This window comes from Parabacteroides sp. CT06, assembly GCF_002257605.1.
GTDB lineage: Bacteria > Bacteroidota > Bacteroidia > Bacteroidales > Tannerellaceae > Parabacteroides > Parabacteroides distasonis.
Genome location: NZ_CP022754.1, coordinates 4,545,258 through 4,564,607 on the forward strand (window position 1 = coordinate 4,545,258; position 19,350 = coordinate 4,564,607).

The 19,350-nt window shown below is 44.9% G+C and carries 13 protein-coding genes and 1 tRNA gene; 5 read left to right on the forward strand and 9 right to left on the reverse strand.

The window, feature by feature from the left end; genetic code table 11:
* The first annotated feature begins 89 nt into the window (after window positions 1-89).
* The gene (locus tag CI960_RS19985) at window positions 90-4,037 is read left to right on the forward strand and encodes a hybrid sensor histidine kinase/response regulator transcription factor (protein ID WP_036631797.1); all 3,948 of its coding nucleotides are present in this window, start codon (window positions 90-92) and stop codon (window positions 4,035-4,037) included.
* 4 nt (window positions 4,038-4,041) lie between these two features.
* Here the strand turns inward: CI960_RS19985 and CI960_RS19990 are convergent, their stop codons facing one another.
* A complete protein-coding gene (locus CI960_RS19990) occupies window positions 4,042-4,884 on the reverse strand; it encodes a LytTR family DNA-binding domain-containing protein (RefSeq protein WP_005860837.1) in 843 nt (280 codons plus the stop codon).
* A gap of 179 nt (window positions 4,885-5,063) precedes the next feature.
* On the opposite strand from CI960_RS19990, the gene CI960_RS19995 reads away from it, so the two are divergent.
* Window positions 5,064-6,209, forward strand: a complete 1,146-nt coding sequence (locus tag CI960_RS19995; protein ID WP_005860835.1) for a DUF6051 family protein — start codon at window positions 5,064-5,066, stop codon at window positions 6,207-6,209.
* A 109-nt stretch (window positions 6,210-6,318) separates the two neighbouring features.
* On the opposite strand, the gene CI960_RS20000 is transcribed toward CI960_RS19995, so the two are convergent.
* The 3 genes from CI960_RS20000 to CI960_RS20010 all read right to left on the reverse strand — a co-directional run bounded on the left by CI960_RS20000 (window position 6,319) and on the right by CI960_RS20010 (window position 9,463).
* Window positions 6,319-6,392: transfer RNA gene (locus CI960_RS20000), tRNA-Ile, on the reverse strand.
* 77 nt (window positions 6,393-6,469) lie between these two features.
* A protein-coding gene (prfB, locus tag CI960_RS20005; protein WP_121773575.1) for a peptide chain release factor 2 occupies window positions 6,470-7,595 on the reverse strand; the annotation gives its coding sequence in 2 pieces (ribosomal slippage) (window positions 6,470-7,531 and window positions 7,533-7,595; 1,125 coding nt in all).
* A 62-nt stretch (window positions 7,596-7,657) separates the two neighbouring features.
* Entirely contained in the window at window positions 7,658-9,463 is a 1,806-nt protein-coding gene (locus CI960_RS20010; protein WP_005860830.1) for a long-chain fatty acid--CoA ligase, read from the reverse strand.
* A 187-nt stretch (window positions 9,464-9,650) separates the two neighbouring features.
* On the opposite strand from CI960_RS20010, the gene CI960_RS20015 reads away from it, so the two are divergent.
* Together CI960_RS20015 and CI960_RS20020 are read left to right on the forward strand one after the other, a co-directional pair.
* On the forward strand, window positions 9,651-9,977 hold the full coding sequence (locus CI960_RS20015; protein ID WP_005860828.1) for a PadR family transcriptional regulator: 327 nt from the start codon (window positions 9,651-9,653) through the stop codon (window positions 9,975-9,977).
* A 12-nt stretch (window positions 9,978-9,989) separates the two neighbouring features.
* Window positions 9,990-11,102, forward strand: coding sequence for a PspC domain-containing protein (locus CI960_RS20020; protein WP_005860826.1), 1,113 nt, complete (start codon window positions 9,990-9,992; stop codon window positions 11,100-11,102).
* Between the two features lie 241 nt (window positions 11,103-11,343).
* On the opposite strand, the gene CI960_RS20025 is transcribed toward CI960_RS20020, so the two are convergent.
* The 3 genes from CI960_RS20025 to CI960_RS20035 all read right to left on the reverse strand — a co-directional run bounded on the left by CI960_RS20025 (window position 11,344) and on the right by CI960_RS20035 (window position 13,579).
* Window positions 11,344-11,739, reverse strand: a complete 396-nt coding sequence (locus CI960_RS20025; RefSeq protein ID WP_005860824.1) for an HIT family protein — start codon at window positions 11,737-11,739, stop codon at window positions 11,344-11,346.
* A gap of 14 nt (window positions 11,740-11,753) precedes the next feature.
* Window positions 11,754-12,224 (reverse strand): transcription elongation factor GreA, encoded by a 471-nt coding sequence (gene greA, locus CI960_RS20030; protein WP_005860822.1) that lies wholly within the window; start codon window positions 12,222-12,224, stop codon window positions 11,754-11,756.
* Between the two features lie 197 nt (window positions 12,225-12,421).
* Window positions 12,422-13,579 (reverse strand): TlpA disulfide reductase family protein, encoded by a 1,158-nt coding sequence (locus CI960_RS20035; protein ID WP_005860820.1) that lies wholly within the window; start codon window positions 13,577-13,579, stop codon window positions 12,422-12,424.
* A gap of 203 nt (window positions 13,580-13,782) precedes the next feature.
* Between CI960_RS20035 and pnp the strand changes: the two genes are divergently transcribed.
* Window positions 13,783-16,023 (forward strand): polyribonucleotide nucleotidyltransferase, encoded by a 2,241-nt coding sequence (pnp, locus tag CI960_RS20040; RefSeq protein WP_005860818.1) that lies wholly within the window; start codon window positions 13,783-13,785, stop codon window positions 16,021-16,023.
* Window positions 16,024-16,951: 928 nt separating this feature from the next.
* Here the strand turns inward: pnp and CI960_RS20050 are convergent.
* Both CI960_RS20050 and CI960_RS20055 read right to left on the reverse strand, forming a co-directional pair.
* Window positions 16,952-17,413: an outer membrane beta-barrel protein gene (locus CI960_RS20050; RefSeq protein WP_005860816.1), complete on the reverse strand. Its 462-nt coding sequence runs from the start codon at window positions 17,411-17,413 to the stop codon at window positions 16,952-16,954.
* Window positions 17,414-17,514: 101 nt separating this feature from the next.
* Window positions 17,515-19,254 carry a tetratricopeptide repeat protein gene (locus CI960_RS20055; RefSeq protein ID WP_005860814.1) on the reverse strand — a complete coding sequence of 580 codons (1,740 nt, stop codon included), beginning with the start codon at window positions 19,252-19,254 and terminating at the stop codon, window positions 17,515-17,517.
* Window positions 19,255-19,350 lie beyond the last annotated feature (96 nt).

Genomic DNA, 19,350 nt, shown 5'->3' on the forward strand with positions numbered 1-19,350 from the left:
AAACAATGATACGATACTGCTATGGAAAGTCTAGGAAAAGGCTTTATATTGCGCATGAAATACAAGGGAGATCTATGAAAAAAAACTTGATGAATTATTTATACGTCCTATTATTTGTAGTAACCGCAATAGAGCTCAACGCCCGGTCATACTACTTTAAATCCTATGAGGTAGAAGATGGATTAAGCAATAATAACGTGACATGTTGTGTCCAAGATCATTATGGCTTTATGTGGTTTGGAACACGGGACGGGCTCAATCGATTTGACGGGAACAAATTCCATATCATAAAAAATCAAACCAAGCAGAGAGGAACTTTAATAAGTAGCTGGATTACCGACTTGGCGATAAGCCCTTCCGGTGAACTCTGGGTGGGTACTAATATGGGAGTACAAAAATACGATTACCAAACCGATACTTTTTCCTTGATAAAGTTCACGAAAGGAATCGGCTGTACCTATCTGGAATTTGATCACCAAGGGAATCTGTGGATGCTGTTATCCGGCTTTTCCCTTATTAAATATAATGAGCAATCCGAGCTACACCAAAACTACCTGTATAAGGATAGTGATCCGATCACCTCTTTCTATATCACCCCCCAAGATCAGATCTGGGCCACCACGCTAAACGGCAATGTCGTCCTTTTAGACCCGACCGATAACAAATTCATCCCTCTAAATATCCATAACGGTAGCGACACCCTACATATAGATAATATGACGACTCTATGGGCATCTCCGTCCGATAATACATTACTGATAGGTACAAGCGATAACGGGGTCAAACAAGTCAATATACAAACAGGTGTTTGCCGAAATGTTCTTACCCAGCAAAAGAACAGCCCCCTCTATACCCGGGATATTTTCCAAGTGACAAACGACGAGGTATGGATCGCCACCTACAACGGTATCTATATCTACCAAATCCCCTCAAACAAGACCTTTCACATAGAACAAGACAAATGCGATCCATATTCACTATCCAATAACGCTATCAAACAGTTTTGCAAGGACCGGGAAGGTGGCTTATGGATCTGTACGGATAATGGGGGCATTAATTACCTTCCCCCTTATCTCAAATTCAAGAAAGACTACAATATACCCGGGCAAAAAACAATTAACGGTGATATTATCCATGATATTTGCCAAGACGCTAACCATAATATATGGATAGGAACCGAAGACGCTGGTCTCAATAAACTCGACATCCGTACGCAAACCTATAAGAACTTCCAAGATAAAGACGGTCTTTCCCAAAGCTGTATCCACGGGCTTACCGTGATTGGAGACTATCTATGGATCGGGACACACGCTAACGGGGTAGACGTGATGGATATCCGTACGGAGAAAATCATCAAGCATTATACGATCGCCCCGAATCCTTACGCCTCCCAAAACGATATCATCGTATATCTCTATAAAACCCGGAAAAATAACTTGCTCATAGCTACGGCATCCGGCATGTATCAATATAATCCGGAGAAAGATATTTTCGAGCCTCTCGATCAATTCCCCGGTAATTGCAGGATACAAACGATCTTCGAGGATCACGAAGGGGTTATATGGGCCGGAACATTCAATATCGGATTATATTATTTCGACCCAATCCGGCAAAAACACGGCGAATTTAAATTGGATTCCATAAACACGAACGCCAACCGGACGATCAATCACATCCATGAGGATACTAAAAACAATCTATGGTTCGCTACCGGAAACGGAGTGAAAATGTACGACCGGAATTTAAAGAGTACGACAAAATACACGACTCAAGACGGCCTACCCAGTAACGTCATTTACCGGATCGAGGAAGACCCTAAAGGCCACATGTGGATCAGTACCACAAATGGCCTGGCCGTACTTAACCCTGTCAATCAAGAGATCAAGGTGTTCAAAAAAGAACATGGGCTCCTGTCCAATCAATTCAACTATAACTCTTCTTTAAAAGCTAAAGACGGCAAATTATATTTCGGGACCTTGAAAGGCTTGGTCCGGTTCCACCCCGATAATATCCAACAGTTCTCTATCCAACCGAAGATTTATATGACACAAATCAATTATTCGGACCCCGACCATAATCTATTGAGGCAAAAAGACATCACTTTTAAAAAAGGGATCACCTTAGAACATAATCAGTCCACATTCTACATCGACTACACATCATTAAGCTACCAAGCCCCCAACCTCACCCAATACGCCTATTGCATGGAAGGGTTAAGTTCCAAATGGTATCATGTGGTGGGCGAGAACCGGGTTTATTTCACGAAACTACCGCCCGGTAATTATACGTTCAAGGTGAAGGCGGCGAACCTGTCCGGTATTTGGAATGATGAGCCGGCGATGTTCCAGATTACGATCCTTCCCCCATGGTGGCTCTCTACCAAGGCGTTAATCCTATATGGGATTATCGCTATCGGATGCGTAGTGTTGCTGATCTTTATCATTTCCCGGCATAATAAGGCCAATATACAGCAGAAAATACAGGAGTTCGAGAATGAAAAGGAGAAGGAGCTTTATCAAGCCAAGATTGATTTCTTCATCAATATCGCTCATGAGATACGTACGCCCCTGACTTTAATTAAAAGTCCTCTGGAGAAAGTAACACGGGACATCAAGCTATCTCCCAGCGCAAAGAATTATCTGACAATTGTGGATAAAAACGCAAACCGGCTACTGGATCTGGTGAATCAACTACTGGATTTCAGGAAGACGGAAATCGAGGGATATAAACTAAACTTCATACATACGGACATCATCGCATTGATGCAAGAGACCTTTGAGCGTTTCCACGACACGGCAGAGCAGGAGGCATTGCAGATGATTATCGAGTGTAACGTGAAATCTTTCTACGCCTTTATCGATAAGGAGGCTTGCACGAAGATACTCAGCAACCTCCTATCGAACGCTATTAAATACGCAAGAAGCAAGATCATCGTCCGGTTCGAGGCACAAGATGGCGAGCGATTCACGATCGATATCATGAACGATGGAAAGCCCATCTCGGAGGAGATAAAAGAAAAGATCTTCGAGCCTTTCTACCGGGATGACTCCTCTATCCATAAATCCGGGACCGGGCTCGGACTACCCTTGGCCCGTTCTTTAGCGGAGATGCACGAGGGATCGTTGACGTTGGAGGAATCTCCGGCCGGGCTTATCATCTTTAGATTACGTTTGCCGGTGAACCAACCGAACTCATTAAAACTAGAGGAAGAGAAAGCAGAGGTCCTGACCAACCCTGCCAGCGAGCGGAAATATGTCGCCCAAGAATCCCGCCCGACGGTTCTCGTGGTGGAAGATAACACCGAAATGCTCCATTTCATCGGTCAAGAGATCAATGTCCATTACAATGTTGTCACCGCCGGTAATGGCGAGGAGGCGATTGCCCGTCTTCAGGAATATGGCATCCAATTAATCATCAGCGATATCATGATGCCTGTCATGGATGGTTTCACCTTATTGAAAAAGATAAAGACTAATCTGGAGTTCAGCCATATCCCGATCATCCTCCTGACGGCTAAGAACACCTTACAATCTCGCATGGAAGGGCTTGAGCTTGGGGCGGACGCTTACATCGACAAACCTTTCTCCATGGATCTATTGCTTACCCAAGTGACGAACCTGCTGAACAACCGGAGCAATATGCGTGCCTATTATTTCAACTCGCCGATTGCCAATATCAAATCCATGGCTTACACGAAGGCGGACGAGAAGTTCTTGAAGAAACTGAACGATATCATCGACAGCCATATAAACGACGTGAACCTAGACGTGGACATGATAGCGGACTTGATGAATCTAAGCCGTCCGACCCTTTACCGTAAAATCAACGGCCTGTCGAACGTAACGCCCAACGAGTTGATCAAGATCAGCCGGCTAAAGAAAGCCGCCGAGTTAATCCTTCAAGGCGATATGAGGATTTACGAGATCGCCGAGGCGGTTGGTTTCAACTCGCAATCCTATTTCAGCCGGGCCTTCTCCAAGCAATTCAACATGAGCCCCTCGCAATACGCAAAAGAAAATAATATCGAATTGAAATAGCCCGCTAGGAAGAATAGGTCTGGAACCAGCGGGTTACCTTCTCGCTATACGTCTTGGAGATCGGGATATCGGGTACTTTCTCGATCCCCAGCTCCAGATAAACGCCCTCCTTCTCCCTGCGGATCACCTTCACTTGGTCGAAATTTACCATGAAAGAACGATGGCAACGGAGTACATTCGTATCAGCGAGGCTCTCTTCGATCGCCTTCAAGGAGTTGCGAAGCATAAACTTCGTGAGCTGCCCCTTATTCAGATACCAGATACAAACGTAATTATCCGCCGATTCAAGATACAGCAGGTTACTTCGCTTCACGGAAAGGCGCAACTCGTTCTTCTCGTCATAGAAAGAGAAAACGCTTTGCCGAACCGCCGCTTCTGTCTGGTTCTCCTCCAACAATCGCAATTGCCGCTCTTTCTCTTTATAAGAGAAATACAGGTGCAGCACGGAATAAGGGAGCAATAAAACCAGACTGGTATTCACCGCCGAATCGTTAAAAACTTCCATATATTCTCGTTCCGGATTCAGTACCAACGTATAAATCGTATAGAAAAGCGACATGAAGAATATCTCCAGCACGATCCAGATCGCATAGGTCCGGACCGTGATAGCATGCCGCTTCCCCCAATGGAACAGAATAATACGGCTCAAGACAACCACCAATACTCCCGTCAAGATAATCAAGCTGGAGAATACGAAGAACTTAAACTCCGAGACCTTGTACCAAGAGGTGGAGCTAAACGGCTTGTAGATGTTGATAAACACCAACGCAAACAAAGCCGTCCACAGAATCAGCCTCACGATATTCTGCTTACCGTATATGTAACTTGGTATTTTTTGATCCCACATTCCCATCTTTTTGCCTCTATTTTGGAACAAATGTAATCATTTTCCCAGACGAAATTCACCCCTCTATAAAAGATTTCACCCCTAAATAACACTTTATGTCCCCAACCAAGCCCGTTTAAACCATTTATTTTGAAGAGATGTTTTTCTATTGTTTGTTTGCAGTAAAAAATCAGAGGATTATGGATATTTCACTTCGTACTAAGCAACTGAACAGTCTTTTCTCTTATGACAAAAAGACTGAATTGGAAGAGAGCCATCTGGAGATCATCCCGTTTCGCTTCACCCAGACCCGTGGAGCCAGCGAGATCGACGAGTTCCAGAAGGGACTTACCCCCACCGGATTCTGTCCGATGACAGACGATCGTATCCAAGAGAACAAATCTTTCTCGTATGCCATATTCACGCCCTCGGGACGTAAAAAGAATAATGAGGCGATTATCCTGTTGCATGGCCTGAACGAGCGGACTTGGGAAAAATACCTCACATGGGCGGAATACCTCACCCATACGACCGGTAAGCCGGTCATCCTGTTCCCGATCGCTTTCCATATGAACCGTACCCCGGGATTATGGGCCAATCCCCGTGCGATCCTCCCTTGGGTAAGCAAACGCAAGGAGGAGGTAGCGAACGTGACGAACTCCACCTTCGCCAACGTGGCCCTCAGCAGCCGGCTATCCCAAAACCCGTTACGCTTTTACGCCTCGGGCAGAGAATCCGTTTATAATATGTGGCAATTGGTTCATGAGATCAAGAACGGCGAGCATCCTTTGTTCAAGGAAGATACGTCCATCAACTTATTCGCTTATTCCATCGGGGCGTTACTCTCGCAGGTCTTGTTATTAGCGAATCCGGACAAGATGTTTACGGACACCCGTTTATTCATGTTTTGCGGTGGCTCTATCTTCAGTGAGATGGATGGCAACGCCCGTGATATCATGGACAAGGAGGCGTTCGCCAAGGTACGCCATTACTTCCGGCATGATTTCTTGGAGAACCGTACGCTTCCCACCTCGTTCAAGAATGATTTTCTGGAGCAAGCCTTTAAGGCCATGGTACGTGAGGATGTGTTACGAGATTACCGGGAGTCGTTCTTCCAACGGGCTTGCGATCGTATTCGGGCGATCTCATTGAAAAAAGATATCGTTATGCCTACTGGCGGGGTGATCAAGGCTTTAGGAAAAGCGTCCGGCAAGATATTGGAAGAGCTGGATTTCCCGTTCGCTTACTCCCATCAAATCCCCTTCCCGACACACTCCCGTATCGATCCGGGCCTGATCAACCAAGCCTTTCATTCCATATTCACGAGGGCGGCGGCGTTTCTCTAAAGAGATCACAAATTGTGACCTCAAACACTCATATTCTTTTTTAGTTCATGCAGGTACAATAAAAAATCGCTAAATAACTAATATTACGTTATTTAGCGATCATCCATCGTGGTCCCACTTGGGCTTGAACCAAGGACTCCCTGATTATGAGTCAGGTGCTCTAACCAACTGAGCTATAGGACCTGTTCAGAGCTAGGCTCTGAAATCGGGTGCAATATTACGATTTATTATCGAGATATGCAAATGTTAAAGGGAAAAACTTATTTTTCCGCACTTTCTTCTCCGGCGAACTCCATCAAGTATGCTTTGATGAAATCGTCGATCTTTCCATCCATCACACCGTTCACGTCGGAAGTCTGGTAGTTCGTACGATGGTCTTTTACGCGACGGTCATCGAATACGTAACTACGGATCTGCGAACCCCACTCGATCTTCTTCTTTCCGGCCTCCACCTTGGCCTGCTCGGCCATGCGATGCTGCAACTCCTTATCGTAAAGGATGGAACGCAATTGACGCATAGCGTTCTCACGGTTCTTGGGTTGGTCGCGAGTCTCGGTATTCTCGATCAAGATCTCTTCTTCCTCGCCTGTATACGGGTCCTTGAACTGATAACGCAAGCGAACTCCGGATTCCACCTTGTTCACATTCTGTCCTCCGGCGCCGCCCGAACGGAACGTATCCCAAGAGATAGCCGCCGCCTCTACCTTTACCTCGATCGTATCATCCACCAACGGGGTGACGAATACGGAGGCGAAAGAGGTCATTCGTTTACCTTGGGCATTGTAAGGAGATACACGTACCAAACGATGCACGCCATTCTCGCTCTTTAGATAGCCATAGGCATAATCGCCCTCAATATTGAAGGTCACGGTCTTGATACCGGCCTCATCCCCTTCCTGATAGTTGGCGATAGAGATCTTATAACCGTTATTCTCAGCCCAACGCTGATACATACGCATCAACATGGAAGCCCAATCTTGGCTCTCGGTACCACCGGCACCCGAGTTGATCTTGAGCACGCAGCTCATTTGATCAGCCTCGTCGCGAAGCATATTGCGGAACTCCAAGTCTTCCAGTAAATGAAGGGCCTTCTTATAAGCCGCGTCCACCTCTTCCTCGGTGATAATCTCTTCCTTTACATATTCGTAAGCCAACTCTAGCTCCTCAGCCGCCGCATGTACCTCACCGTAAAGCTCGATCCATTTCTTTAGCTCCTTTACTTTCTTCATCTGGACTTCCGCGCGTTTGGCGTCTTCCCAGAAACCGGGGTCTTGCGTACGTAGCTCCTCCTCTTCTAACTGAATGGTCTTGCTATCGATGTCAAAGATACCCCCTCAGCGCCTTATCGCGCTCCAACACGTCATGTAGTTGGTCTGATGTGATCATATGTTCTTTTCTTTTTTAAATTTACCGCGAAGATAAGAAATAGTTGATAGCCGACAAACTCGTTATTCCTCGTACATCGCCTCTATCTCGGTAGCGTACTTCTGCAATACGACCGGACGGCGCAACTTTAGCGTATCCGTCAGCTCGCATCCCATCATGAAGGGTTCCGGCAACAAGGTAAAGCGCTTGATCTTCTCGTAAGAAGCCAAGTTCTTCTGGTGCTCCTCTACCCTAGCCTCGATGAAACGAATGATATCCTTGTTCTTCACCAACTCCTCCCGGCTCTCGAACGAGATGCCTTTTTCCCCGGCATACTTCTCCAACAATGGATAAGCCGGCACGATCAAGGCGCTCACGAACTTACGTTGATCGCCGATAACAGCGATTTGCTCGATATAATTATCACCGCTCATCACCATCTCGATCGCTTGCGGGGCGATATATTTTCCGTTTGAAGTCTTATACAAATCCTTGATTCGTTCCGTAAAGAATAACGTATTACCCTCCAAACGACCAGCGTCGCCGGTACGGAAGAAACCATCTTCGGTGAAAGCCCTCTTCGTCTCTTCCGGTTTATTATAATATCCGGACATCACGGTCTTGCCTTTCACCAAGATCTCGTTATTCCCCGGATCTATTTTCACTTGAACTCCCGGCATTACCTCACCAATAGAACCAAACTGGAATCCGATCTCCGGGTAGAAACAAACCGTAGCCGTCGTCTCGCTCAGTCCATAACCATAAGCGATCGGGATATTCACGGACTGCAAGAACTCATTAACCGTATCCGATAACGGAGCGCCCGCCACCGGGAAAAACCGTCCACGCTCAATACCCAATACCCTTTTCAATAAGGTGAAAACCGTTTTATTGTAAAATTGAAACTTCAACTTCAAACCACACGGGGCCGGAATACCTTTATTCTTATACTCCAGATTATACTTTCGCCCGGTCTCGATAGCATCCAAGAAAATCTTCTTCATGGCCGGAGAGGCGGAGTTGATCTTCTCGTGCACACCCGCATACACCTTCTCCCAGAAACGAGGCACATTGCACATCAAGGTAGGATGAACCTCCGGCAATGTCTTCTGGATCATTTTCGGGTCTTGGTTGATAGCGATCGTAACCCCTTTATGGAGACAATAATAGCACCAAGCTTTCTCGAAGATATGAGTCATTGGCAAGAAACTCATGGATAGATCCTTGTCGGTTACCAGAGGCAGACGGACATCATGTATCCGCATCGCCTCCAGATAGCAAGAATGAGGAAGCATTACGCCTTTCGACTCACCTGTCGTACCGGACGTATATATAATGGTAGCCAGATCCTCCGGAACGGCTTCCGTCATACGTATTTTCACCGTGCTCTCCGCATGCGCGTTATCCCCCAAGCGCAAGAAATCATCAAAATAAATGGACGTCTTATCTTCCGGATTCATCTTGACCGCCGGATCAAAGACAACCAGACGCTCCAGATACTTAGAGTCCTTCTGTACCTTGAAAGCGTTATTATACTGCAATTGCTCACCCACGAACAACGTGCGGATCTTAGCGTCATTGATGATGTACTCGATTTGTCCCGGAGAATTCGTCGCGTACATCGGGATGGAAACCACCCGGTTACCATACGCACCGAAGTCCGTATATAAACACTGAGGCATATTCTGGGAATAAACTCCGATATTCTCTTGTACCTTTATCCCGAACTCAGCCATCGCCTTGGCCGTAAGCATAACCTTATCGGAAAACTCCCTCCAAGAAATCTTCAACCATTTCCCCGTAGCGTTATCTCTATGTTTCAACGCTGTACGGTTCCCATATTTCTCTGCCTGACGGTGTATTAACTCGGCGAAATGATAATAAATCATAATTCCTTATTTTGAATTGATACCGCAAAAGTACGCTTTTCTCTTCTAAAAGACACGACATCAGTCCTTTTTTTACACATAATTGCTCTTTTTGTGCAAGTGTTCGGTTAAATAATAATAATTCATAGTAGCATGTATTGCATAGTACATATGTAATACATACATTTGTAGCATAAAATTAAAAGAGATGAATGCAGAGAACGTAAAATCACAAATGAGGAAAGGGACGCTGGAATATTGCATCCTCCTGCTTCTCAAAAAGGAACCCGCTTACACCTCTGATATCATTCAGAAGTTACAAGAAGCGAAGTTGATCGTTGTGGAAGGCACTTTATATCCTCTTTTAACCCGACTAAAAAATAGCGAGCTATTAAGTTATCAGTGGATAGAATCTACGCAAGGACCGCCACGCAAGTATTACCAACTGACCGAGAAAGGAGAACTATTCCTCGGCGAGCTGGAGGCTTCATGGCAGGAACTAAATGATACAATAAACCACATCAGAAACAATTAAAACGAAAGAGTGATGAAGAAGACACTTACTGTTAATCTAGGAGGCACAGTTTTCCACATTGACGAAGACGCATACCAATTATTAGACAAATATCTGTCGAACCTGCGCATCCACTTCCGAAAAGAAGAGGGTTCGGATGAGATCATGGATGATTTCGAGATGCGTATCTCGGAACTTCTTAACGAGCGTGTCCGCTTAGGCTACGAGGTCATCACGATCGAGCAGGTAGAGGAAGTGATCAAACGGATGGGTAAGCCGGAAGAGATTTTCGAGGACGAAGAGAAAAGCACCGACCACGAGGATAATTACCGGACACAACAACAGGAGACTCATACCCAGACAACCAAGAAACGCTTGATGCGTGACCCGGATAACCGTATTCTGGGAGGTGTCGCCGGAGGTTTCGCCGCCTACATGGATTGGGACCCGACTGCCGTACGTATCGTGCTTTTCCTTCTGATGTTCTTCTATGGAATCACGGTTCCGCTTTACTTTTTGTTGTGGATCATCGTACCGATGGCACGTACGGCGACCGAGAAACTCGAGATGCGCGGACAAAGCGTGACGGTGGAGAATATCGGAAAGACCGTGACAGATGGATTCGAGAAAGTCAGCAATAACGTGAACGACTTTATCAGCTCGGATAAGCCGAGGAACTTCTTCCAAAAGCTGGCGGATGTTTTCGTTCTGGTCATCGGGTTCATCCTGAAGTTTTTCATCATATTGGCCGGAATCTTCCTGTTGCCACCGCTAGTACTAGTCGTATTCATTCTGGTAGTCGTAACATTCGCTTTGCTCATGGGTGGAGCCGGATTCATCTATAATCTCTCTCCGTTCGGAGCGGACTTGATAAACGGAGCACCGCTGTCAATGGCAATCATGGGATGCATAGGGACGATCTTATTCATCGGCATCCCCATATTCTCCCTGATATACGCGATTTGCTGCCAATTGTTCAAGGTACGTCCCTTACCGACGCAAGCAAGATGGATATTATTAGCCTTATGGCTTATCTCCCTTGTATTATGTGGCGTATATATCCATCAATCCGGTATGCTATATGACTGGCATGATTACTGGAACGGTGTACACGGTTGGAACAGGCATGCCGTTTGGCTCCCCTAATCCTATTCGAAGATGTAAGATGAAGATATCAATTTAGTAGTTTATAATGTTTATTGTGTGTTTAAAAAAAGAAGGCCGCTCTGTCACAGAGGGGCCTTTCTTCTAAGGTTAACAAATTTATGAGTAAAAACCACTAATGAATCATATTAATGATTTGCTGTCCCCTTTGCATGATATTGTCACGCATAAAACAGCGGGTACAAATATAACCAATTTTTTATAATTAAAAAATTATATTCAATTATTTGAATTCTTTTCTAATCTTAGCGGCGATCTCGGCCAATTCTTCTTGACTTACAGCCAATTTCTTCCCGCCGAAATACATATCGGACTCCTTCGTGATAGGAATCAAATGGATATGCGCATGGGGCACTTCCAAACCCATGACAGCCAATCCTACACGCTTACACTCGATAGCGGTCTCTTGAGCACGAGCTACCCGTTTAGCGAAAGCTACCATCCGTCCCAGCATCGGATCATCGATATCAAAGATATAATCGACCTCCTTCTTAGGAATTACCAAGGTATGCCCCAAGGCTACCGGATTGATATCGAGGAAAGCAAAAAACTCATCGTCTTCCGCAACCTTGTGGCTAGGGATCTCACCCGCCACGATTCTACTGAAAATAGTTGCCATACGTCTTTCTGTTTTTAAATTGAAATATCCATAATCTCAAACGTCATCAAGCCGGAAGGCACACGGATCTCAACGACATCCCCTACCTTCTTTCCCATCAAACCTTGGGCGATCGGCGTGCTTACGGAGATCTTTCCTTCTTTTAGGTTAGCCTCCGAATCCGATACCAACGTGTAGGTCATGACAGCGTTATTCTTCGTATTCTTAATTTTCACCTTGTTCAAAATCTGAACCTCATCAGTTTTCACACGACTCTCATCGATCAGACGGGCGTTTGAGATCAAACCTTTTAACTGCGCAAGCTTAGCCTCCATGATACCTTGAGCCTCTTTGGCGGCATCGTACTCAGCGTTCTCGGATAAGTCACCCTTATCCCTCGCCTCAGCGATCTGGGCTGATATTTCAGGGCGCTTCACGGTCTCCAAATAGTTGATTTCAGCTAAAATCTTATCGTAGCCGTCCTTTGTCATATAACTAACAGCCATACTAAATCCTCCTTATTCTTTATATTAATATTGATTGATTATCGCATAATAAAAAAGAATCCCGACCAAGTCATATGGCCGGAACTCCCCTTTTTTATCATTTCAAGACTCCGCAAAGTTAGGTTATCTTTCTAAGATGAACAAGTTTACGAAAGTGCTTTATAACATATAAATCTGATGATTAAATCATGAACAATTTACAATACGGACTTGATGTCAGCCTCAAGTTTCTTCACGTCGTCCACCCGTTTAACCAAGTTTCCCTTGCGATCCAAGATAAAGATCGCCGGAAGCTGTTTCACGTTATACAACGCCGCGGTCTGAGAGTAAACCGACTGTGGATCACGCACGCAAGCCCAAGGTAAATTAGAAGCGGCGTTCTTCCAGAAGTGAAGATCACTATCCAAAGAGATCTGGTAAATCTCCAAGCCCTTATCGTGGTACCTCGTATATAAATCGCCAAATTCCATATTCAAGGCAGGAGACCATTCGGACATATAGGCCGTGAAGTTGATCAACACCACCTTACCTGTAGCGACAGAAGACAATTTCGTGTTTTCCCCATGTACATCCGGCAACTCGATATCCAAGAAACTAACCTCTTTCTTCTCCACCTTATCCAAGTCCATCGGGCGCTGGCTACGAATCACCTTTATCGATTGAAGAGCCAAGTTATACAGATGCTTAGCACGAGGGCTTTCCGGATAATAGTGATCGAAGCTGGTGGCTACGGCGCCATAAGCCTTCGAGTCGTTCTTGTCATACAAATCGAAGAACAGCAAGCCGTCAATTTGCTGGAACAAGGCAAAGTAAGCGGCAGCGGACATCGGGGCGGAATAAATATACTTACGAGCCACGTCCTTATAAGCCTCGGCGGCCTCGAGCACCTGGCGGGAATATACGGAATCCGCCAACAGACCGGACTCAGATTCTTTCCGTAAACGATGGATCGCTTGGTTCGCATCTAATTGAGCCAAGGTAATATTCTTGATCGCCTTGCAATTCTCTGAGCCCTCCACGCTATAAGAAGTAGCGAAAGTCCCGGCATCGGCCACGAACGAGATCGTCTCCGTAGAATCTACCGAGAAGTTGATCAATTGGTTATTCAGACGCAAGCGATAAAAATCTGGGAATGCCGGACGAGGCTTCGTAAAGCTGAATTTACCGGCCGCCGTCAGTTTTACGGAGTCCATCAACTCTACCGTCGACACACCTACATTCTCCAGATACATCATCTGGCCGTCTGCGCCGGACACTACACCTTCCACCGTAAAATCAGAATTCTTCTTACAAGCCGTGAACAAAAGCAACATAACACACAGCACAGCTAGTAAATTCGTAGATATTTGTTTCATTATTCCAGTTTGTCTATATTACTAATCCGGTGCAAATATACATTATTTTACAATTGTGGCACTATTATTCCGTATTTCTTCAAGGCTTTTTTCAAAAAAAGTGCTTTAAGACTGTTATTTCTTTTCATTTTCATGCAATTACAGGTAAACTTTCATTACATTTGCACCAATTTTTGACAGATAGAAAAATAAGAAAAAAGATTATGCTTAATCCAATTAACAAGACGATCGAGTTAGGTGATGGAAGAACCATTACCATCGAAACCGGGAAATTGGCCAAACAGGCGGACGGAGCGGTTACCGTTCGTATGAACAACACCGTGTTGCTCGCCACTGTTTGTGCCGCTAAAGACGCGAACCCGGGTGTTGACTTCATGCCGTTGCAAGTAGAATACAAAGAGAAATACTCCGCTTTTGGACGTTTCCCCGGAGGTTTTACAAAAAGAGAAGGAAAAGCTTCTGATTATGAAATCCTCACATCTCGTTTAGTAGACCGCGCGTTGCGTCCTCTTTTCCCAGACAACTACCACGCTGAGGTATATGTAAATATTATATTGTTCTCCGCTGATGGCGAAGATTTGCCGGACGCATTAGCAGGTTTGGCCGCTTCCGCCGCTTTGGCAGTTTCTGATATTCCTTTTAACGGACCGATCTCTGAGGTTCGCGTAGCTCGTACGGATGGAAAATACATCGTCAACCCAACTTCCGCGGAATTGGAGAAAGCTGATATCGACATCATGGTTGCCGCTACCATAGACAACATCATGATGGTTGAGGGTGAGATGAACGAGGTTCAGGAATCTGAGATGCTTGAGGCTATCAAGGTCGCTCACGAGGCTATCAAGGTACAATGCAAGGCTCAATTGGAATTATCCGAGGCTTGCGGCAAATTGGTAAAACGTGAATATTGCCACGAGGTAAACGATGACGAGTTGCGCAAGGACGTACACGACAAATGTTACGCCAAGGCTTACGCCGTAGCCACATCCGGTAGCGGCAAGCACGAACGCAGCGAGGCATTCGAGAAAATCGTCGAGGAATACAAGGCTCAATTCTCCGAGGAGGAGTTGACGGACGAGAAACTGGAAATGATCGGTCGCTACTATCACGATGTAGAGAAAGAGGCTATGCGCCGTGCCATCCTTGATGAGGGTAAGCGTTTGGATGGTCGTAAGACTACCGAGATCCGTCCGATCTGGATCGAGACAGATTGCCTGCCGGGTCCTCACGGTTCCGCTATCTTTACACGTGGAGAGACACAGTCTTTATCTACGGTAACTTTAGGTACGAAGTCTGATGAGAAAATGATAGACGACGTATTGAACCATGGATACGAGCGTTTCCTTTTACATTATAACTTCCCCCCGTTCTCCACAGGCGAGGCCAAAGCAACACGTGGCGTAGGCCGTCGTGAGATCGGACACGGTAACTTGGCTCACCGTGCGCTAAAACGTATGATCCCGGATAACTATCCGTATGTAGTACGTGTGATTTCCGATATCTTGGAGTCTAACGGTTCTTCTTCTATGGCTACGGTTTGTGCCGGTACCTTGGCGTTGAGAGACGCGGGTGTCCCGATGAAGAAACCGGTATCCGGTATCGCTATGGGATTGATCTCCGAGAACAAGGGTACGAACTACGCCATCTTGTCTGATATCTTAGGCGACGAGGATCACTTGGGTGATATGGACTTCAAGGTAACGGGTACGAAAGACGGTATCACGGCTACCCAGATGGATATCAAGGTAGACGGTTTGTCTTACGAGATCCTTGAGAATGCTTTGGCTCAAGCTAAAGAGGGTCGTATGCATATCTTGGGCAAGATATTGGAGGCTCAACCGGAAGCTCGTGAGGATTTGAAACCTCATGCACCTCGTATCGAGACGATGATTATCGGTAAGGAATTCATCGGTGCGGTAATCGGCCCGGGCGGTAAGATCATCCAAGGTATCCAAGAGAAAACGGGAGCTACGGTATCTATCGATGAGGTAGACGGCGTAGGAAAGATCGAGATCTCCGGCACGAATAAGGCTACGATCGACGCGGCTGTCAAGGCGATCAAGGCTATCGTCGCTGTTCCTGAGATCGGAGAGGTTTATGAAGGAAAGATTTCCTCTATCATGCCTTATGGTGCATTCGTTGAGTTCATGCCGGGTAAGGATGGTTTGCTTCACATTTCCGAGATCGATTGGAAACGTCTGGAGACCGTTGAGCAAGCCGGCTTGAAGGAAGGCGATACGGTTTCTGTCAAGTTGGTTGATATCGATCCGAAAACAGGCAAGTTCAAACTTTCCCGCAAGGTATTGCTTCCGAAACCGGAAGGTTACGAGGAACGTCCGCCAAGACCAGAAAGAGGTGAGCGTGGACCTCGCCAAGATCGTGGAGACCGTGGTCCTCGTCAGGATCGTGGTGATCGCGGACCTCGCAGGGAGTACAGAGACTAAGATAAGGTCTTATACATTATATATTATCCCGGGTAGATTAAACACTATCCGGGATTTTTTTATCAAATCATCTACCACACCTACAACTATAGCTATAATCAATTGGTCATAAGTTATTTATCGGGTGGTGGTAGATAAATAGCATCTACCACTATTGGCTCGTATCTACAACCATTTACTACTTTTCAATCACAAAACACCACCGTCCCCTACTCGCCAACCGTATTATTAGTCCTATCTTTTTCAAGAAGCGACCGAAGACGGAGACATTGCTTAGCCGGCAAGCTATCTATTTGGTCATGCTTCATATATCATCTAAAAAACTGATTAATTGACATTTATAGTTTTTCTTGGTATAAAACAAAAGTTTTCCGCTATGGAAACATTTGTTTCCTCATGAGGAAACCTTAGTTTTGTGCTTACGAAACTTTAGTTTTCCCTAGGAGAAACTATTTGTTCGCCTAAGGGAAACGCTTTTCTCATGCCGGAAAAGTCAGTACTACTTACTTATCCATGGGATATATACTGCAAGTGGCATAGAAGATATACTGCGTTGGCAAGGTAAGTACTACTGATAATTTAGGATCATGTTGCCAAACATGCCTTTTGAGGGATAACGCTTCTCTTATGCCTTACGGTACGTTCGTTGAGTTTATATCGGGCAAGGATGATCTGCTTCACATTTCCGAGATCGGCTGGAAGCGTCTGGAGACCGTGGTCCTCATCAAGATCGTAATGACTGCGGGCCTCGCAGGGAGTACAGAAACTAAGATAAGGTCTTATACATTAATATATAATCCCGGGTAGATTAAACGCTATCCGGGATTTTATTTTATAGGACGTTACCATCTCCTAAGAAGTTCTTATATCTCGTTCTCCCAACGAATTTAGTCTTTATACTCCGTCGAACGATGTATCAAATGACCTATTAAAACTTATAGGCTACACCTGCCGCCAAAGCAAATTGCTGGAAATCCTTCGTAAGCTGGTATTTCCCTTCGGCACTTACATAAAAAGACGAGGAAATCGGATATTCCACACCAGCTCCAATATTTCCCCCAAATTCATTAGTCATGAAATGAGTATAAGTGACTCCCAGCAAAGGATAAACCTGCCATGTGTTTTTTATCGGAAATAAATAATGTACATCCGCACTAACCACATAAGAGGTACTACTGGCAAAATAGCAATCGAAAGAAGGCGACAAACGAATATGATCCGTTGCGTTCCAATTGAACTCAGCACCTAAGCGAAACGACTCAAAACTACTTGCTGTGCCGTAACCCACATTTATCCCGACACTTTTCTCTCCTTGTTGGGCAAAAACACTCAATATTTGTGTACACAAGCCCACGCAACTCAACAAAGTCAAAAGTAAAATTCTTTTCATCCCATTCATTTTTTGACTGCAAAAGTATCCGATAAGGTTGGATTCGGGGCTAAAACACTGTTCGCTTTTTGTTCGCTTTTTGTTCGCAGAGTTGTATAAGGCTAAAGACCAGCGATTAATTCATCCAGTTCATTCGGGGTTCCATCCTCTCCCTTTATTTTTTTATAAAGCCGTTTACGGGATGAGGATACGGAGGGTTTGGAGCGACCCAAGATTTTTGCCATATCAGTTACCTTGACTGATATCTTTATCAAGTAACAAATCCGGAGTTCTATCAATGACATTCCCGAATATAACTGATATAGACGATTCGTAAAATTATTGTATGTCTTATCTAACTCCTTCCGTAAAGCATTCCAATCTTCTTCCCTGATTATCTGATCTGCCTCATTCGTGGAATGGAATTTCATATAGATATCCGAATGCCTTAAATCCGACTCTAACAAATCACGCTCGGTACGCCGCAACTGTATTTGTTCATTGGTCACTTGCAAAAGTTCTTTTCGCACATGAAGCAATGAATTTGTATCTTCATGGTCTTTAGATAGTAAGGTTCCCAATTCATTCAATTTCGCGTTATTCGCTTCTACATATTGAAAACTTCTCTCATATTGTTCTTGCTTTTCCCGCTGAAGCGCCTCAAACTGCCTAGCCAACCGCTCTTTCTGCCGTTTCAGTCTATATATAAACAATAAGGTTATCGAAAGCCCCAATCCGAACAAGGATAATATCCGGTAAATACGAATCTGCATCCGGTCATTCTCGCCCTTTAGCCGTAAATTCTCAGTTTCCCGCTTTTGATAATTATATAAAGAGGTCATTTTACGGATTTCCTCCGAATCGGTTATCTTGCGGATGGAATCTTGCACTTGCTGGCCAAGACGGACATAGCGAATAGCCTCCCGATAATTCAACCGACGCTCATACAAAAGCGACAAGTACTCATAAATAGCGTCTCTAACATGTAAGTTAGGACTATCCAGGCACTTTCTTAAATAGTAATCGGCAGAATCCAATTTATTGAGTTCTAAATAAGTATTCCCCAAAACCGAATAAGTAGGATACATATTCCGGTCTACGGAATCTTTTAATGATTCAGACAAACATTCCAAAGCTTTATCATACATTACCAATTCCCGGTAAAGATCACCCAGCTCAGTCAATATACCGGAATATCGATGTCTATTTCCTGTTTCATTCGCTATAATTGCCGCTTTTTGAAAATAGAGAAGCGCACTGTCATTCTTATCGACCATATCATATACCCGGGCAATATCTCTCAGCACAAGAGAAAAACTAGTACTATCTCCTTTCAGTAATTTATACTCAGCCGCTTTCTCATACATACGGATCGCCTCTTCATATACATTCTGATAATCATAAAGCGTACCCATCTGCGAATAGACATTGGACAATAATCGGTACTTTCTCGTATCCCCCGCCACATCCAATGCCTTTTGGAAATACTTCAACGCTTCCGGGGCATCATTCAAATCCCGGTAGACACGGCCCATATAGTAATAAGACTCTAGTAATTTGTCTCGATCGCCATATGTCTCATAGAAAGCGGTGATTCGTTTGATCAAAGAATCAGAAGTATGCCGGACATACATCTTATCATTGACCTTCAAGTCGAGCAAGTCATAATACATACGCTGTTCCTCATCAAAGGACGAAAGGCTATCCCGCAATCGATCCAACAAAGGGCGGGCTTCCTCCGGATTTGTATCCGCAAGGGATTCGATCCGTGACAGGGTAGCGGGGTAAGGCTTCCCCCGATGATCGCAAGCATAAAAAGCCGAGATCAAGACCGACATCAAGAGGATGTATATACGAGGCATTGGAAATCTGTTTTATCACTTAAACGCAACAAAGGTAAAAAATTAAAGTGTAATAGTTTCATTGATATTTATACAAACTTTTGAAAGCCAATACGC

Bases quoted from the DNA above. Each gene is read 5' to 3' on its own strand.
- CI960_RS19985 (WP_036631797.1), top strand. From the start codon at position 90: ATGAATTATTTATACGTCCTATTATTTGTAGTAACCGCAATAGAGCTC.
- CI960_RS19990 (WP_005860837.1), bottom strand. From the start codon at position 4,884: ATGTGGGATCAAAAAATACCAAGTTACATATACGGTAAGCAGAATATC.
- CI960_RS19995 (WP_005860835.1), top strand. From the start codon at position 5,064: ATGGATATTTCACTTCGTACTAAGCAACTGAACAGTCTTTTCTCTTAT.
- CI960_RS20010 (WP_005860830.1), bottom strand. From the start codon at position 9,463: ATGATTTATTATCATTTCGCCGAGTTAATACACCGTCAGGCAGAGAAA.
- CI960_RS20015 (WP_005860828.1), top strand. From the start codon at position 9,651: ATGAATGCAGAGAACGTAAAATCACAAATGAGGAAAGGGACGCTGGAA.
- CI960_RS20020 (WP_005860826.1), top strand. From the start codon at position 9,990: ATGAAGAAGACACTTACTGTTAATCTAGGAGGCACAGTTTTCCACATT.
- CI960_RS20025 (WP_005860824.1), bottom strand. From the start codon at position 11,739: ATGGCAACTATTTTCAGTAGAATCGTGGCGGGTGAGATCCCTAGCCAC.
- greA (WP_005860822.1), bottom strand. From the start codon at position 12,224: ATGGCTGTTAGTTATATGACAAAGGACGGCTACGATAAGATTTTAGCT.
- CI960_RS20035 (WP_005860820.1), bottom strand. From the start codon at position 13,579: ATGAAACAAATATCTACGAATTTACTAGCTGTGCTGTGTGTTATGTTG.
- pnp (WP_005860818.1), top strand. From the start codon at position 13,783: ATGCTTAATCCAATTAACAAGACGATCGAGTTAGGTGATGGAAGAACC.
- CI960_RS20050 (WP_005860816.1), bottom strand. From the start codon at position 17,413: ATGAAAAGAATTTTACTTTTGACTTTGTTGAGTTGCGTGGGCTTGTGT.
- CI960_RS20055 (WP_005860814.1), bottom strand. From the start codon at position 19,254: ATGCCTCGTATATACATCCTCTTGATGTCGGTCTTGATCTCGGCTTTT.